General features: G+C 63.6%; 15 protein-coding genes. 5 read left to right on the forward strand and 10 right to left on the reverse strand.

What is annotated here, in order from left to right; all coding sequences use genetic code 11:
* The first annotated feature begins 7 nt into the window (after window positions 1–7).
* The 4 genes from CXQ94_RS10260 to CXQ94_RS10275 are packed head-to-tail and all read left to right on the forward strand — an operon-like array spanning window position 8 to window position 4,181.
* Window positions 8–676: a DUF4129 domain-containing protein gene (locus tag CXQ94_RS10260; protein WP_104089538.1), complete on the forward strand. Its 669-nt coding sequence runs from the start codon at window positions 8–10 to the stop codon at window positions 674–676.
* Window positions 673–1,902: a DUF4350 domain-containing protein gene (locus CXQ94_RS10265; protein WP_104089541.1), complete on the forward strand. Its 1,230-nt coding sequence runs from the start codon at window positions 673–675 to the stop codon at window positions 1,900–1,902. Before CXQ94_RS10260 ends, CXQ94_RS10265 begins: the two co-directional genes overlap by 4 nt.
* Entirely contained in the window at window positions 1,899–2,882 is a 984-nt protein-coding gene (locus tag CXQ94_RS10270; protein ID WP_104089544.1) for a MoxR family ATPase, read from the forward strand. Before CXQ94_RS10265 ends, CXQ94_RS10270 begins: the two co-directional genes overlap by 4 nt.
* A 6-nt stretch (window positions 2,883–2,888) precedes the next feature.
* Window positions 2,889–4,181 (forward strand): DUF58 domain-containing protein, encoded by a 1,293-nt coding sequence (locus CXQ94_RS10275; RefSeq protein ID WP_104089547.1) that lies wholly within the window; start codon window positions 2,889–2,891, stop codon window positions 4,179–4,181.
* Window positions 4,182–4,300: 119 nt separating this feature from the next.
* On the opposite strand, the gene CXQ94_RS10280 is transcribed toward CXQ94_RS10275, so the two are convergent.
* From CXQ94_RS10280 to CXQ94_RS10325, 10 genes are all read right to left on the reverse strand, one after another.
* On the reverse strand, window positions 4,301–5,395 hold the full coding sequence (locus CXQ94_RS10280; RefSeq protein ID WP_104089550.1) for a hypothetical protein: 1,095 nt from the start codon (window positions 5,393–5,395) through the stop codon (window positions 4,301–4,303).
* Window positions 5,392–5,874 (reverse strand): chorismate mutase, encoded by a 483-nt coding sequence (locus CXQ94_RS10285; protein WP_104089553.1) that lies wholly within the window; start codon window positions 5,872–5,874, stop codon window positions 5,392–5,394. Before CXQ94_RS10285 ends, CXQ94_RS10280 begins: the two co-directional genes overlap by 4 nt.
* 67 nt (window positions 5,875–5,941) lie before the next feature.
* A complete protein-coding gene (locus CXQ94_RS10290) occupies window positions 5,942–7,651 on the reverse strand; it encodes an ABC transporter ATP-binding protein (protein ID WP_104089556.1) in 1,710 nt (569 codons plus the stop codon).
* Window positions 7,648–8,601: an ABC transporter permease gene (locus CXQ94_RS10295; protein WP_258067016.1), complete on the reverse strand. Its 954-nt coding sequence runs from the start codon at window positions 8,599–8,601 to the stop codon at window positions 7,648–7,650. Before CXQ94_RS10295 ends, CXQ94_RS10290 begins: the two co-directional genes overlap by 4 nt.
* Window positions 8,601–9,692, reverse strand: coding sequence for an ABC transporter permease (locus CXQ94_RS10300; RefSeq protein ID WP_104089563.1), 1,092 nt, complete (start codon window positions 9,690–9,692; stop codon window positions 8,601–8,603). The genes CXQ94_RS10295 and CXQ94_RS10300 overlap by 1 nt, the downstream gene beginning before the upstream one ends.
* Window positions 9,693–9,801: 109 nt before the next feature.
* Window positions 9,802–11,436 (reverse strand): ABC transporter substrate-binding protein, encoded by a 1,635-nt coding sequence (locus tag CXQ94_RS10305; RefSeq protein ID WP_104089566.1) that lies wholly within the window; start codon window positions 11,434–11,436, stop codon window positions 9,802–9,804.
* Between the two features lie 151 nt (window positions 11,437–11,587).
* Window positions 11,588–12,208, reverse strand: a complete 621-nt coding sequence (locus CXQ94_RS10310) for a TIGR03086 family metal-binding protein (RefSeq protein ID WP_104089569.1) — start codon at window positions 12,206–12,208, stop codon at window positions 11,588–11,590.
* 192 nt (window positions 12,209–12,400) lie between these two features.
* Window positions 12,401–13,540, reverse strand: coding sequence for a tRNA 2-thiouridine(34) synthase MnmA (mnmA, locus tag CXQ94_RS10315; protein WP_104089572.1), 1,140 nt, complete (start codon window positions 13,538–13,540; stop codon window positions 12,401–12,403).
* A gap of 27 nt (window positions 13,541–13,567) precedes the next feature.
* A complete protein-coding gene (locus tag CXQ94_RS10320; RefSeq protein WP_104089575.1) occupies window positions 13,568–14,788 on the reverse strand; it encodes a cysteine desulfurase family protein in 1,221 nt (406 codons plus the stop codon).
* Window positions 14,789–14,893: 105 nt separating this feature from the next.
* On the reverse strand, window positions 14,894–15,577 hold the full coding sequence (locus tag CXQ94_RS10325; protein ID WP_181034167.1) for a metalloregulator ArsR/SmtB family transcription factor: 684 nt from the start codon (window positions 15,575–15,577) through the stop codon (window positions 14,894–14,896).
* Between the two features lie 117 nt (window positions 15,578–15,694).
* Between CXQ94_RS10325 and folE the strand changes: the two genes are divergently transcribed.
* The gene (folE, locus tag CXQ94_RS10330; protein WP_104089580.1) at window positions 15,695–16,300 is read left to right on the forward strand and encodes a GTP cyclohydrolase I; all 606 of its coding nucleotides are present in this window, start codon (window positions 15,695–15,697) and stop codon (window positions 16,298–16,300) included.
* Window positions 16,301–16,352 lie beyond the last annotated feature (52 nt).

A 16,352-nucleotide genomic window follows, 5' to 3' on the forward strand; every position in this document is an offset into this window, starting at 1 on the left:
ACCGTTCATGACAGTTTCCGGAATAGTCCTGGCAGCCCTAGGCGCAGATGTCCCTGTCACCCCGGGGGCGGACGAGGCGCGCCGCTGGGCCGCCGAGGAACTGGCCAAGAAGGCCTATCAGGATGCCAAGCCCGGCCTAGCCGAGACTGTTCTGAACTGGCTGGGCCAGACCCTGAAGGAACTGCTCGATGGGATGGGGTCCCTGCCGGGCTCCACCGGACTACTGGTGGTTCTTGGCCTGTTGCTGCTGGCGATTGTTGCCGCCGTCGTCATCATCCGGCCCCGGCTGAATCGTAGGAAACCCAGTGACGATCACATCTTTGATGGCACCACCACGCAATCGGGGGCCGAGCACCGGGCCATGGCACGGGCCGCCGTCGAACGTGGGGACCTTGAAATGGCCATCAGTGAGCAGTTCAGGGCGATAGTGCGCGCCGCCGAGGAACGCAGCATCATTACACCGACGCCCGGTCGAACAGCCGCCGAGGTGGCTGCGGACCTCCGGCTGGCGTTCCCGGCACGAGCACCGGATTTGTGGCGGGCGGCAGAGATTTTCAACTCCGTCCGATACGGTCACGCACACCCCACGCTGTCCCACTACCAGGAGCTGGTCGCCACGGACGCTGCCTTGGCCGCCGCCAAGCCTGTCTACGCAATTGAAGTGGTGGCACAGTGAGCACGTCTGTGAAAGTCGGTTCGGAATCGTTCCGGGCCGACGGCGGAACCCGAGCCGAGCGTCTGCGCGCCAGCTGGGGAAAGCACAAGTTTTGGCTGATTCTGGGGACAGTCTTTGTGGTGGTGACAGGTGGAGGGCTGATCTTGGGTACCAACGGCCAGCGGAGCGCCGGGGAACTTTCCATCACCAACCCGGCTCCGCAGGGAGCCCAGGCGGCAGCAACTGTGCTGGCCGGGCAGGGCGTGGACGTCTCCGCCACGGACTCCCTGGCCGCAACAACCGCGGCCTTGTCCGCCAACGGCCACGGATCCAGTACCGTGCTGGTATTTGACCCACAACAGTTGCTAAGCCCGGAACAGGGAGCCGAACTGGCCCGGTCCGCGTCGGAAAACGGCAGCAAGATTCTCGCCATTGCGCCCGGCCCGCTCATGGTCAAAAGTCTTAGCCAGGAGATCGCCAGTGCCGGTACTTTCAGCGCCGGCGACCAAGCCGTTAGCGCCGATTGCACCCAAGCCGATGCCGGTGCCGCCGGAACAATCAGTACCTCCGCTGGCACCGACGTCAAGATGTATCAAGGACCGATAACCTGTTTCCCGCCGTCCGGAACCGGCAGTGGGGCTGGCATGATGGCGAGCACCGCCAATGGCGAGGTGACAGTGTTGGGTAGTGCCGACGTCGTCAATAACGACGGGCTTGCCCAGGCTGGCAACGCGGCGCTGACATTCCGGCTGCTGGGGAGCCGCGAGCACCTGCTCTGGTACACGGCCACGGCTAAGGACATTCCGGTGGCCAGCCAGCCGCCGACCCTTGCCGAGTTGACTCCCCCGTGGGTCTTCCCGGCGTCCGCCTGGCTGTTGTTGGTGGGCGTGATCGGCATACTGTGGCGGGGCCGTCGCTCCGGGCCCTTAGTGGTTGAGCCGCTGCCGGTCATTGTGAAGGCGTCGGAAACGGTGACCGGCCGGGCCCGGCTGTACCAGGATGCCAAGGCCATGGACACAGCCGCGCGAACATTGCAGCATGCAACGCTTAACAGGCTGGCCCACGCACTGCGGCTGGGCGGTGCGGCGCCGCCGGAAGCGGTGGTCGAGGCCGTGTCAGTTCATCTTGGCCGTGACCGCCAACCATTGTTAGCCCTGCTGATCCGAGACGTCCCCCGCAATGAAATCCAGATGTTGACCATGGCCACCCAGCTGGCTGCCCTAGAGGAAGAAGTAGCCCAACGATGAGCGCACCACACCCGGAAACCGTCGCACCCCAGTACAACCCGGCAACAGCGCTGTTGCAGGTCCGTGCCGAGGTGGCCAAGGCTGTGGTGGGCCAGGACACCACCGTCACAGGGCTGCTCATTGCCCTGCTGGCCGGCGGGCATGTACTGCTGGAAGGCGTTCCCGGCGTGGCGAAAACCCTGCTGGTGCGAGCCCTGTCCACGGCCCTGAGCCTGGATACCAAACGCGTGCAATTCACGCCTGACCTGATGCCCGGGGATGTGACAGGGTCTCTGGTGTACGACGCCCACACCTCCGATTTCACGTTCCGGGAGGGGCCGGTTTTTACCAATATTCTGCTGGCCGACGAGATCAACAGGACCCCGCCCAAGACACAGGCCTCATTGCTGGAGGCCATGGAGGAACACCAAGTCTCGGTGGACGGAGTGTCCCGCCAACTCCCGGCGCCCTTCATGGTGGCGGCCACGCAGAACCCCGTGGAGTACGAGGGCACCTACCCTTTGCCGGAGGCGCAGCTGGATCGATTCTTGCTGAAACTCACCATGAACCTGCCGGCCAGGGACGAGGAAATTGAGGTCATCCGGCGGCACAGCCTCGGCTTTGACCCGCAGGACTTGCACGCGGCGGGGGTCCGTCCCGTGGCTGGTGTGCACGATCTCGCGCAGGCCCGGGAGGCCGTGGCGCAGGTCAGCGTCGCCGCGGAAGTCTTGGCCTACATCGTTGACCTGGCCCGTGCAACCAGGAATGCGCCGTCGTTCCAGCTGGGTGTATCGCCGCGAGGGGCCACGGCCTTGCTGAAATGTGCCCGCGCCTACGCGTGGCTGTGCGGGCGGGGTTTCGTGACGCCCGATGACGTCAAGGCCCTGGCCCTGCCCGCGCTACGGCATCGGGTGGCGCTGCGTCCCGAGGCCGAGATGGACGGGGTGTCCGTGGACGGAATTTTGCTCTCCATCCTGGCCACGGTCCCGGTTCCGCGCTAGGTATCCGTGGCGATTTCGGGGCGGTTCTTTCTTCTGGCGGTACTAGCCGTGGTGCCGATTATTGCGGTGCCCGGGGCGGTCTCCTGGCTGTGGGCCCTGACCGTTCTGCTGCTGGTGCTTATTATCGACTTGGCGCTGGCGGCCTCCCCACGGCGGGTTTCGTTGCGTCGCGAACTACCGGCCAGCGTCCGCCTGGGTGAAAGCACCGCGGCGCAGGTCATCGTGTTCAACGAATCATCCCGCCTTCTGCAGGCCCAGATAAAGGATGGGTGGCAGCCGTCCGCCGGTGCGGTCAATCCCCTGCAACGGCTGCGCATTCCCGCACACGAGCGGGCTACCCTGCGGGTTTCCTTGGTCCCTACCCGCCGCGGCGATTTGGGCAGCGCCCACGTCAGCATCCGCTCCTACGGACCGTTGGGCATGGCTGCGTGGCAGAAAACCATTGCAGCCCCCGGGACACTAAGGGTGCTGCCACCGTTCCACTCAAAACGGCATCTGCCTTCCAAACTGCGCAAACTGCGTGAACTCGACGGCAAGGCTGCCGTGCAGATCCGCGGTGCGGGCACCGAATTTGATTCGCTGCGTGACTACGTCCGCGGCGACGACGTCCGCTCCATCGACTGGCGTGCCACCGCACGGCGCCGCGACGTAGTGGTGCGCACGTGGCGCCCGGAACGCGACCGCCGCGTTGTCATCATCCTGGACACCTCACGCACCGCAGCTGCCCGGATCGATGATGAACCGGCTCTAGACACCGGGATCGAGGCGGCCCTGCTGCTGTCGGTACTGGCCGAGCGCGGGGGTGACCGGGTCAGTCTCATCGCCTACGACCGACGGGTGCGCACCCGTGCCTCCTCTGCGGGCAAGGGCAATATGCTCAATGCGATGGTGGAGGGGCTGGCCCCGCTTGAGCCTGAGTTGATCGAACTGGATACCTCGGCCATTGCCAGCCAGGTCGGCTCCGTCACATCCCACCGGTCCCTGGTCGTCTTGGTGACGAGCCTCGATGCAGGCGCAGCCGAGGAGGGCCTGCTCCCGCTGGTGGCGCAGTTGGCGCGAAAGCATGTGGTGGTCGTCGCCTCTGTGCGCGACCCTGCCCTGGATGAGGCCCGACTAGAACGCTCGAGCACCACTCTTGTCTACCGGGCCGCCGCCGCCGAGCATGCGCTGAACCGGCGAGCCGCCATCACCGCGGTCATCAAGTCCTACGGTGCGGAGGTGGTGGACGCCCAGCCCCACCAACTCCCGCCAGAGCTGGCCGACATGTACATCCGGCTCAAGGCAGCAGGCCGGCTCTGACGCAGCGCCGCCGTCGCCGATTCCGGCACGATGTGCGCAAGCGTTGGCGAAAAATCGACCAGTTCTGATACAGCGTTGGCCAAAAACCTGCCAAAACTGATACGGCGTTGGTACTGGGGTTAGGCGTGGCGGAGATCGGTCAGGGCGGCGGCGACCTCAAGGGTGCGGGCCAGGATGGCTCGCGCCTCCTGCGGGGAGACGGCCGCCAGGCCGGTTTCCGGGGTGATCCGCAGCCGGTCCAGCATCAATACCGGCAGTCCCAGCCCCTGCCAAGGGCGCATGATCCGCTCGACAAGGGCAGAGTACGACGGCGGCAGCTGGCCCGTGCGCACCGGGACGGTTCCGGCCCATACGCCAACACCGGACTCCACGGCACCTGCCAGCTGTTCCCAGTGACCGGTGTCGAGATTGTTCAGGGGTAGGGCGATGGCGTCGATGCCCGATTCGAGGGCGAGCTCGAGCGCCTTGCGCCACGCTGTAAGCTCGACGGCGCGTTCCTCCCGATCGGATTCAGGCCCCGAGACCTGCTCAAGCATGAGCGGGGCAGCCAGGTTGATGGCGACGTGCGCAAAGCCGGCACTGCGGGCCGCGGCGACAAAGTCGGCCCACGTTTGGCGCAACTCGGAGGCCGATACGGAGCGCAGGGTCCGGTAGCCGGAAACCGTGGGAATGGTGCCAGCCAGTGCCCTGGCCGCCTCGGGTTCATCAATCTGCAGCGTCAACGCAGCCCCCGGGACGGCAGCTTGCACCTTCGCCACATGAGTGGCCAGCCCCGCAGCCAGCGACTGGGCAATGTCACGCCGGGCACCGTAGTCACGCAAGGCCCGCTCACCGTAGTGCAGGTGAATGGCGGCGGCCAAGGTCAGAGGACCCGTGATATGAAGTTTCAGGGCCGCCGGCGCCAGGCCTTCGGCCCCGGCAACATCAGCGAGCACGTTGATGTCCGTAGACAGTGCCGAGACAGCTCTGCGGTGGTCGTTGCCCGGACGGTCAACGAAACGCCACCCATAGGGCTGGACGTCGACGGGCAGTTCCACCAGCATCCCGGCCGTCCGCCCGATGGCGTCAGAGCCAATCCCCCGGGCGGGAAGATCCACCAGCGACGGCAGGTGTGGAGCCGTGAACAACCCCAGCGAAACCTTGGCAGCCTCCACCGGGTCGGTGCCGGGCCAGGGTCCAAGCGAGGTTGCACCCACCTGTGGGGAACTGCTCACGGGTGGTGCGTGCCGGCGTCGGACGCGCCAGCGAGAGCATCCGTAGACGCCACGAATCCCTGGCCGTCGCTGCGCGGCACCGGGATAACACCGGTTGCCGCAACGGCCGAGTGGCTTTGGGAAATCGCCTGGTGATGGTGAATGACCTCACTGATGATGAAGTTCAGGAACTTCTCCGCGAACGCGGGGTCCAGGTGGGCCGACTCGGCAAGGGCCCGCAGGCGCTGGATCTGGGCCAACTCACGGTTAGGATCCCCGGCCGGGAGCTGGTGGGTTGCCTTCAGGATTCCGACCCGCTGGGTTGCCTTGAAGCGTTCGGCCAGCAGGTATACCAAGGTGGCGTCAAAGTTGTCGATGCTGGAGCGGATGGACAACAACTCCGCCATGACGTCCGGGTCAACAGTGCCTGTCAGGGAACTGGCGGCCGGGTCAAAGTCTTCAACGGACAGGTGCTCTGAGGCGTGGCTCGGTTCGGTCATGAACCCAGTTTAGGTGGTGTGCGTGGTGGACAAAACCGTTGTCCACCACACACACCACCTGCGGCAGCTACCGTGAGGCGAGCAACTCCTGGTGCAATGCGCGGCGCTGTGCCTGTTCGGCAGGATTTGGTACCGGCAGTGAGGATAGGAGCCGCTTGGTGTAGTGGTGCTGGGGTTTGCCCATGATCTGGTGGCCGATCCCCTGCTCCACCATCTTGCCCTTGTACAGCACGCCAACCCACTCGGCCAGAATGTCCACCACGGCAAGGTCATGGCTGATAAACAGTGCCGCGAAGCCCAGCTCTGACTGGATCTCCCTGAACAGTTCCAGCACCTTTGCCTGGACGGAAACGTCGAGAGCAGAGGTCGGCTCGTCGGCAATCAGCAGCTTCGGGGACAGGGCCAGCCCACGGGCCAGGGAAGCGCGCTGGCGCTGCCCTCCTGAGAGCTCATGCGGGAACCGTTTGGCGTAGGCCCTGGGCAACTGCACCGACTCGAGCAAGTCCTCCACTTTCCGATTCACGGCCGGGCCCGACATGTCCGTGTGGATGATCAGCGGCTCGGCAACACACTCACCAATAGAAAGGTGCGGGTTGAAGGAGGCAGCCGGGTCCTGAAAGACAAAGCCGACGTCCTTGCGATGCTTGCGGAAAGAGCGTTCCTTATAGTGGAGCATCTCGTAGCCGAGTACTTTCAAGGAGCCGCCCGTGGTCCGATTGAGCCCGGCAATGGCCCGGCCAATGGTGGTTTTCCCGGATCCGGACTCCCCCACCAGACCAAACACTTCTCCGGCACTGATGGTGAAGGACACCTTGTCCACGGCACGGAACGCGGGGCTGCCAAGCCTGCCCGGGTATTCAATCTCCAACTCCCGCGCCTCAACCACCACCTCCTTATCCTGGAAGGCCCGCTCACTAAATCCTGCCGAGGCAGAGTTCCGGCCAAGGTGCGGCACGGCGGCCAGCAACTTTTGCGTGTAGTCCTTCTTGGGGTTCGCAAAGAGCACCTCAGCGGTAGCCTCCTCCACGACGTCGCCCTGGAACATGACCACCACCCTGTCCGCCAAATCCGCCACCACGCCCATATTGTGCGTGATCAGCACAATGGAGGTGCCGAACTTATCTCGAAGCTCCCGCAGGAGTTCCAGGATTTCTGCCTGGACCGTCACATCCAGTGCCGTGGTGGGTTCGTCGGCGACGATCAGGCCCGGGTTCAGCGCCAATGCGGCGGCAATGACCACGCGCTGCTTTTGCCCGCCGGAGAACTGGTGCGGGTAGTAGTCAACCCTTTTTTCCGGGTCCGGGATGCCCACCTTGTCCAGCGCCTCGATGGCCAGCTTGCGGGCTTCCTTCCTGCCCACACGTTTTCCTTCGGGGCGGTGGGCGCGAAGCCCCTCGGCGATCTGCCAGCCCACGGTGTAGACCGGGTTCAAGGCCGTCGAGGGCTCCTGAAACACCATGGCCACATCGCGGCCACGGATCTGGCGCAGCTGATGCGGGCTGACGCTGATCACGTCATTGCCGCTGATGATCACGGCGCCACTGCTTTGCGCGGTTTCCGGCAGCAGCCCCAGAATGGCCTTTGCGGTCACGGTCTTACCGGAACCGGACTCCCCCACGATGGCCACAATCTCGCCCGGTGCCACGTTGAAGGAGACATCCTTGACCGCAAAGACATCCCCCGCATCGGTGGCGAAGGTGACCTTCAGATCCCGGACATCAAGCACCGGGCGCAGGCCTGCTTCCGGTGCAACACCATTTTCACTGTGCCGACTCATGCGTCCACCAACTCCTTGTCTTTGCGTGCCCGCTTCTTGCCAGCGCGCTTGCGCCCGCGCAGGCGCGGGTCGTTGAGATCGTTCATGGACTCGCCCAGCAGGGTCAGCCCCAGCACTGTCAGCACAATGGCCAGGCCCGGGAACAGGCCGGTCCACCAGATGCCTGAGGTGGCGTCGGACTGGGCGTGGTTGAGGTCGTAGCCCCACTCCGCCGCGGAGGACGGTTCGATTCCGAAGCCCAGGAAGCCTAGGCCGGCCAGGGTCAGGATGGCCTCGGAGGCGTTGAGGGTGAAAATCAGCGGCAGGGTCCGGGTGGCGTTCTTGTAAATATGCCGGGCCATGATCCGCACACTGGAGGCCCCCACCACAATGGCCGATTCCACAAACGGTTCGGCCTTCAACCTGATGGTTTCGGCACGAATAACCCTAAAGTACTGCGGAATGAACACCACGGTGATGGAGATCGCCGCGGAGAAGATGCCGGACCACAGGCTGGACCGGCCCTGGCTGATGGCGATCGACATGACCATGGCCAGCAGCAGCGTGGGGAAGGCGTAGATCGCGTCGGCCACCACCACCAGGACCCGGTCAAGCCAGCCACCGAGGTAGCCAGACACCAGGCCAAGAATCACGCCAAGGAAGATGGAGAGCACCACGGCAACCACGATCACCAAGAACGCGGTCTGGGCCCCCCACAGGGTGCGTGAGAGGACGTCGTAACCTCCCGCCGTCGTACCCCACAGATGGGTGGCCGACGGCGGGGCCTGGGTCTGATCGAAGCGTTGGCTGAAGCCGTACGGGGCAAGCCACGGCGCGAAAGCGGCCGTCAGCAAAAAGGCAATAGTCATGACCAGGCCGGTGACAAGCATTCCGCGCTGGAGACCCACACTCTTTTTGAGCTGGGAAATGACCGGTAGACGGCTAAAAAGTGACTGTTTCGTTTCCAAGATCAGTACCTCACCCTCGGGTCGATCAGCGCGGCAATGACGTCAACAATGAAGTTTGTCAGCGCCACAATGACGGCCAGCAGTGCCACAATCCCTTGCACGGCCACAAAGTCTCGCGCCGTGAGGTAGTGGGCCAGCTGGAAGCCCAGGCCTTTCCATTCAAAGGTGGTCTCGGTCAGCACGGCACCACCAAGGAGCAAGGCGATTTGCAGGCCCATGACGGTGATGATGGGGATCAGGGCGGGCTTGAACGCGTGCTTGGTGAGCAGGCGGTACTCGCTGACTCCCCGGGAACGCCCGGCCTCAACATAGTCCTTGCTGAGCGTGCCAATTACGTTGGTGCGTACCAAGCGCAAGAAGATGCCGGCCGTCAACAAGCCCAGGGCGACGGCGGGCAGGATCGAGTGTTGGACCACATCCCAGAAGGCGTCCATATTGCCGCTGCGCAAGGCATCGAGCCAATAGATGCCTGTGGGGCTGGCCAGCTGGGTCATGAATATTTCGGTTGACACACTGGCCCGCCCGGCAACGGGAAGCCAGCCCAACCAGATGGAAAATATGAGCTTCAGCAGCAACCCGGCAAAGAAGACAGGGGTTGCGTAGAAGAGGATGGCCGCTACGCGCAGCACGGCGTCGTGCCACTTGTCGCGCTTGGACGCGGCCATCATGCCAAAGGGGATACCGATCAGAAGCGCCACCACGAGGGAGTTTACGGCCAGTTCCAGTGTGGCCGTGCCGTAGGTGGCGAGCATGCCGGCGATGGGCAGGTTGTCCGAGATGGTGCGGCCAAAGTTGCCGGTCAGCATCTGGCCCAGGTACTCAAAGTATTGGATGAAAATGGGGCGGTCGTAACCGGCCTGGTGGATGCGGATAGCCAGCTGGTCAGGTGGCAGGCGTCCGCCCAGCGCCGCCGTAATGGGGTCCCCGGTCAGGCGCATGAGGAAGAAGACCATGGTGACCAGGATCAAGATCGTGGGGAAGATCAGGGCGAAGCGGATGAGCAAGTATTTACCCAGGCTGCCGCCGGCCTTGTTCTTGCGTTGGGGTGCCTGCACGGGTGGTTCTACGTCAGGCAGTTCAATCAGTGCTGTCATGTTTTCCTGCTTCTCGCTGCAAAGAAATTCTTGGGTGCCGTGCAAGAAGGCGGGGCGTCCTGGTGGAGGCCCCGCCTTCTTTCGTCCTTACATGTTCAGAGCCAAGAAACTACTTGGACAAAACACCCAGACGGAACTTGAACGAAGCATCAAGGGTGTCCTTGGTGCCGCTGACGTCCACGTTCGAGACGGCCACCTGTGCACCTTGCAACAACGGGAGTGTGGAGAGATCCTTGGCTTCGGCCGTCTGGATGTCCTCGATCAGCTTGGTGCGCTTGGCCGGGTCATTCATGGTCAGCTGCTCGGTGATCATGCTCTGCACGCTCGGGTTGCTGTAGTGGTTCTTCAGGAAGTTATCGGTGCTGAAGAACGGGGTCAGGTAGTTATCGGCATCCGAGTAATCCGGGAACCAGCCCAACTGGTACATCGGGTAGGCGTCGGCCGTGCGCTGCTTGGAGTAGGAGACCCACTCCGTGGACTGCAGGTTCACCTTGAACAGCTTGGTGGCCTCCAGCTGCGCCTTGATGGCCGCGTACTCATCGCCCGAGGAGGAACCGTAGTGGTCCGGGTTGTACTGCAGGTCCAATGTCACGGGGGTGGTGACGCCGGCGTCGGAGAGTGCCTTGGTTGCCTTGGCAACATCCGGGCCACCCTTGCCGTCACCGTAGGCCGTCTTCAGCGGCTCAATGGCGCCGGTGAATCCGGCCGGTACGTAGGAGTACAGCGGCAGGTAGGTGCCCTTGTAGACCTGGCTGGCGATGGCGGCACGGTCAACGGAATCGGCCATGGCCTGGCGAATGGCCAGTGACTTCGCCGCATCCGGGGTATCCGTCTTTGCACCGTACGGCATGGTGTCAAAGTTGAAGACGATGTAGCGGATTTCGCCGCCGGGGCCAATGTCCACCTTGACGCCCTTGTCCGTCTTCAGGCTTTCAATGTCCGTGGCCGTCAGGCTGCGCCAGGCAACGTCGATGTTGCCCTTTTGCACGTCAAGCTTGAGGTTAGTGGAGTCGGCGTAGTACTTCATGGTCACCGATTCGGACTTGGCCGGACCGAGCAGGCCTGCATAGGCAGGGTTCTTCTTGAAGGAGATGAGCTCATTCTTCTTGAAGGAGTCGATGGTGAACTGGCCACCAAAGGACTTACCCGCGATGATGGCCTCATCGTCGGTGACCTTGTCGGCGCTGAACACCGTGTCATCGACGATGGGTGCCGCAGGGCTGGTCAGCACCTGGGGGAAGGTTTGGTCGTTGCCCAGCTTCAGTGTGAACACCACGGTGGTGGGGTCGGGGGCGCTGACACTCTCAAGGTTTGCCAGAAGCGTTGCCGGGCCGTTTTCGTCGTTGATTTTCAGCTGCCGGTCGAAGGAGAACTTCACGTCCTTGGAGTCAAGGTCAGTTCCGTTGGCCCACTTCATGCCCGGCTTGAGCTTGACCGTGTACTCCGTGGGAGAGGTGAACGACGCCGACACGGCCATGTCCGGCTTGGGGTCGGCACTGCCTGGCATGGAGTTCAGCACAAACGGATAAATCTGGTTCATCACCATGAATGAGCCATTGTCATAGGAACCTGCCGGGTCCAGGAATGTGGTCTTGTCAGTGGTACCCACAATGACCGGAGCCCCCGACGCTCCGCCCGAGGTGGCGCTGGATCCCCCGGTGGGACCCGTGCAGGCCGTCATGGCCAGTACCGAGACGCCTGCAACGGCGATCACCGAGCTTAGTCCAAATTTATTCTTAGCCATCAGCAAACTTTCTCTAGTGCCTGATCGCGAAACAGGCCACACTACGTTGTGTGACCTGCACCACTTACTTGATGACCAATTTGTATCAGACTTGTAGCTTAAGCTGCGTCTTGTGCGAGAAGTTGCAACCAGATGGTTACCTAATTCTTTTTCACGACGTCACGGAATCGCTGCGATTCGCCGGGGCAAATTCGGGATCACGCCCAAACCAGCCCGCCAGCCGACCATAGGCGTCGGCGGTAAGAGGAACCCGAACCTCGTACCCAATCCCCTTCTCCGGCCCTCGATATTCGGGCTTCATAACTCGCTGCGACCAAGCCAGCGACTGGGCCGCCAGGACCGGGTCCAGGGTCACGGGCACACCCGTCGCCGTGGCCAGATCCCAAGAATGCATGGTGAATTCGGCTATTTGCAGGCCAATCCGGCCGCGCAATGGCGCCTCACCACCTCCCGGAAGCGCCACCTGACGACTCAGGTCTGCGGCGTTCCAAGCCCTCATCAGCATGGCGGAACCGTCACCAAATCGCGTGGACCAGTCGGCGCCCACAGTTGCGTTGGATGCGTGCGGATCCACGGTGGTCCCGCGCGCCATGACCGTGTAATTGTGCAGATCGGCCACCACCAGATGATGCAGAAGATCCTGCACGGTCCATTCGCTGCACGGCGTGGGCCAGCGCGCCTGATTTGAGGAGATCGCGGCAATCACCTCATAGCACTGCTCAAGGGCGCGTTCAAGAAGTTGCAACGGGTTGGGAATCAAGTGCGGGGGCATAATAGTTACCTTCCGTGATCAAAATCACCTTCTCATGGAAGTTTACGCCAGCGACACAAGCCTTGGGCTGAGGAGTCCCCCTCCGCCCCCGACGCGGTATCACTTTTGGCGCAAAAACGACCGACGCCGTATCACCAAGGTGATACGGCGTCGGTCGAAATCAAGCCAAAAGTGATACGGCGTTGCTGGCGGCTACGGGAGTTCGGGGCGCGCCAGGGAGCGCGCCGAGTCGATGGTTGCCTGGCCCAGGACCCTTGATCCCTGGTAAAGGACCACGGTCTGTCCCGGGGCCACGCCGCGCAGCGGCTCGCCCAGGGTGACGGTCAGGCCCTGGCGGGTCACGCCGTCGTCTTCGGTTTCGGTGATGAAAGCACGGGCCGGAACGGGGTCGCCATGGGCACGAACCTGGGCGTAACAATCGAATTCTTCGCCCGTTGCGACCTCGGCGATGGGCAGCCCGGCCCAGGAAACCTTGATCCCCTTGAGCTCGTCAATAGCCAACAACGCGTGCGGGCCGACAATGACTTTGTTTTCCTTGGGCCGAATTTCCAGCACAAAACGGGGCTTGCCGTCCGCGGCCGGGGTGCCCAGCTTCAGGCCGCGACGCTGGCCAACCGTGAACTGGTTGGAGCCCGTGTGACCACCGACCTTCGCGCCCGTCTCGTCGACGATGTCGCCGTCAGTCATTTCAATTTTCTCGGCCAACCAGCCGGCCGTGTCGCCGTCGGAGATGAAGCAGATGTCGTGGCTGTCAGGCTTCTTGGCCACTGACAGGCCGCGGCGCTCCGCCTCGGCGCGCACCTCGGCCTTGGACGGGGTGTCGGCCAGCGGGAACATGGAGTGCTTGAGCTGTTCGTGGGTCAGGACGCCCAGCACATAGCTCTGGTCCTTGGCCCAGTCGGCGGCACGGTGCAGTTCCGGATTGCCATCGGTGTCCGTGATGACCTTGGCGTAGTGGCCGGTGCAGACGGCGTCGAAGCCCAGCGCAATGGCCTTCTCCAGCAACGCGGCGAACTTGATGCGCTCGTTGCAGCGCATGCACGGGTTGGGGGTGCGGCCGGCGGCGTACTCATCGATGAAGTCCTGGACCACGTCCTCCTTGAACCGTTCGGAGAAGTCCCAGACGTAGTACGGGATGCCGAGCTTGTCGCAGGCACGCCACGCGTCGTTGGAGTCCTCCACGGTGCAACAGCCGCGACTGCCGGTGCGCAGGGTTCCGGGCATGCGGGAGAGCGCCAGGTGAACGCCGACGACGTCGTGCCCGGCCTCCACTGCGCGGGCTGCTGCTACGGCGGAGTCAACTCCACCACTCATGGCGGCCAATACTCGCATTACGTACCTTTCAATTGAGACCAAAAACTAGCTTGTGCTGGCCGTCTGAATACTTGAAACGTGCCCTGCCATGCCAGCTTTCTTGGCACTGGCGTGGGCTTGGGGCAGCGCCTTCACGAAGGCGTCAACGTCTGCGGGACCAGATGTATGCCCCAAACTGAAGCGTTGTGCGCCACGTGCCGTGTCTTCATCCAGACCCATGGCCAGCAAAACGTGCGATGGCCGGGGCACACCAGCGGTGCAGGCAGATCCGGTGGAGGATTCCACGCCTGCCATGTCCAGCAGGAACAGCAGGGAGTCACCCTCGCAGCCAGGGAAGGTGAAGTGGGCGTTGCCGGGCAGCCGCTTTTCCGGTTGGTGGGCCGGGTCCACGCCGCGCAACACGGCGTCCGGAACTGCGGAACGAACGGCGGCGATGATGGCGTCACGCAGCCCGGCGATGCGGGCGCTTTCGGCGGCAAGGTTTTGTGTGACGTCCTGCGCTGCGGCGGCAAAGGCGGCGATGCCGGCCGTGTCCAGGGTGCCGGAGCGGACAGTACGTTCCTGCCCGCCACCGTGTAGGACAGGCATCAGTGTCACGGCGCGGCCCAGCAGGAGCGCACCAACACCGACGGGACCGCCAATCTTGTGGGCACTGATGGACATGGCCGCCAGGCCAGAGTCCTTGAAGTTCACGGGGACCGAGCCGAAGGCCTGGACGGCGTCGGAATGAACCGGGATGCCGTAGGTGGCTGCGAGCGCCACGACCTCGGCGATAGGTTCGATGGTGCCGACCTCGTTGTTGGCCCACATGCAGCTAATGAGGGCCACGGAGTCAGCGCCGCCGTCGGCCAGTTCCTTTTCAAACGCGGTAAGGCTCACGGTGCCATTGGCGTCCACGGGCAGCCAGACGGCTTGGGCGCCTTCATGTTTTTCAAGCCATTCGACGGTGTCCTGCACGGCGGCGTGCTCCACGCTGGAGACGAGGATGCGGGTTCGTTTCGGTTCGGCGTCACGGCGGGACCAGAACAGGCCCTTGACGGCCAGGTTGTCGGCCTCGGTTCCACCGGAGGTGAAGATGACCTCGGTGGGGTGGGCGCCGGCGGCGGCGGCGATGGTTTCCCGCGACGCCTCCACGGTAGCGCGGGCACGGCGGCCTGCACCGTGCAGCGAGGAGGGGTTGCCGCTACGGCTGATGACTGAGGTGAGTGCGGCGAGGGCCGGGGCCGATATAGGCGTGGTCGCCGCGTGGTCTAGGTACACGGGCACCCACCAATTCTACGGCACATGTACTGCCTGTGGCTCCGCACTGTGTTGATGGTGCCGGTATCCCGGACGAGGCCCGGAGCTCTCGCTCGGTGCGCCTGCCGAAATTTACTGGGGCGTCGGCACCAGCCGGGCGCAGCAGTGCGAGCGCTCCTCATCCGGGACGACACTGTGTGCCTTATCCCCGCAGCCAACCAGGGCACCATTGAGCAGTGATCCGTTCATGGCGCACACCACCCCGGTGTGCGCCTGAGCCAGACGGTGGAACGGGCAGTTGGCCATGATGGTGCCGCCGGTACCGTCGGGGCGAGGATCGTAGCCGGTGTTTGCCAAGAGTTGATGCACGGTACCGGCGTGGGCACCCAACTCGCGGCCGGCGTCGAACGCCACAGCGGAAAGCGCATCCTGGACATCCTGCCCCGTATCGATGGACCGCTGCACCGCGGAGGCCAGGAGCTGGGCGGCGAGGTCATAGTGCCGGGCGGGCACCGATGCGGCCACCTCGCCCACGGCCGCAGCATAGAGCTTGGTGGGCCGCCCGGATCCGGGCCCCGTGCGCCCGCCCATCTTTTGGAAGTCGACCAGTAGTAGACCCTGCGTCACTAGACGGTCCAGGTGGGTCCGGACGGTGCTCTTGGGCAGGCCCAAGGTGGCGGCGCATTCGTCGCGACTCAGTGGCTTCGCGCTAGCTTTCAACAGCTCGAAGAGTTGCTTGCGCACGGGATCGCCCAGGCAGGCGACAGCATCGAACTGTTGCGCCTGGCTCAGTGGCGCCTGCTGTGAATGATTCATTGCCGCGCCCCTTTCAGGTGGTTGATGACGACCCATGAACGAATGCCTCGAATTCGCTTGACGCTTTGAGTCTGCGCTTCTAAAGTCGAGAATACAAGATTTAGAAAGGAATAGGCCATGTCGATCTCCAACGTTGCCCTCTCGGACCTCCTCACTGCGGAAGACCCCGAGCCCGCTGCCAAGGCGGGCATCGACCTGCCAGCGGCCCAGGCAGCCATCGCCGATTTCCTGCGGGCACTGGGCAGGGATGTCCACGATCCGCACCTAGCGGACACGCCGCGCAGAGTGGCCAGAGCCTACGCCGAGATGCTGACCCCACGGGATACCTCATGGACCACATTCCCAAACGATGAAGGCTACGCCGGCTTGGTGCTGGTCAAGGACATCCCCTTTCACTCGCTGTGCCAACACCATCTGCTGCCGTTCCGCGGCGTGGCACACGTGGGCTATTTACCGGGCGAGCGCCTTTTTGGGCTCTCCAAGCTTGCCCGCGGCGTGGAACTCTTCGCCCGCGACCTGCAGGTTCAGGAGCGTCTGACACAGCAGGTGGCAGACTGGCTAGAGGCAACACTCTCCCCCAGGGGCGTTGGCGTGGTGTTGGAGGCCGAGCACCTGTGCATGTCACTGCGCGGGGTCCAGGTGGCCGGTGCCATGACGCGCACCTCCGTCTTCACCGGGGAACTATCCGACGCCGGACCCTTGCGCGGCCAGTTCCCCGAGTAGGCTTTCCCCACAATTTCATCGCAAAGACATTCATTCCCACGGAAAGAGTTTC

This window comes from Arthrobacter sp. GMC3 (assembly GCF_002929305.1).
Classification (GTDB): domain Bacteria; phylum Actinomycetota; class Actinomycetes; order Actinomycetales; family Micrococcaceae; genus Specibacter.